Annotated in this window: 1 pseudogene; it reads left to right on the top strand. The window is 51.0% G+C overall.

The features are described from left to right. Positions 1-729, top strand: a pseudogene (locus R7044_RS25335) (SgrR family transcriptional regulator); the annotation flags it as partial.

Here is a 729-nt window from a genome sequence, read left to right as displayed (position 1 = left end):
TCGAGCATTAACGGATTTGGTGACGATCTGGATCGTCAACGATGAAAAGATGGAGAACCCATCGCTCGCTGCGAATACTCTGCAACCACAGCCAGTCCTTGTTGATGACATGTGCGGTCACTACATGTCGACACCGAACAGTGAAACGTCCCCAGCGAGTAAACGCAGTCGAACGGAAGACGGTTGTTTGTTTGCACTGTTTAACCATCATGCGAAGCACGCTTTGTCTCAGGCTCAGCGCCGATACATCAGTGATTTGATTCGACCGGAGCAGTTAGCCGAAGTGATGAAGAGCGAAAAGATCAATTTCGGTAGCGTCGCTGCTTATAACTTGTTGCCAAACTGGAAGCCGGTGTTGCGCCCATTTGGAGATGCGGTCAAGTTACCAAAGCTGATCACCATCGCAGGGTACAATTACACGGCGCTACGCCGGTGCGCGCGAGCGATTTCTTCGCGTTTAGAGCGTGCGGGCAGCCGAGTGGAGATCGTTATGTACTCCTACCGAGAACTGAGCGAGAAAGCCAAAAACGGCACGCTAGATGAGACTCTGGTCGTCACCAATATCAACTTGGACGATAACCGTCATGCGTCTGCGTTTAGCAACTTCTTTAGCAATGCAGTGCTTTACCACACCTTAGGGGCGCAAAATGCGGCGTGGTTGGATGCTCAAATGGAAAATGTCCGTGCATTTTCACCGCTTGAAGATTACCTGAGCGCGTTAGAGCCGAT

The organism is Vibrio sp. 1402 (assembly GCF_033340275.1).
This window is presented reverse-complemented; position numbering and strand designations above follow the sequence as displayed.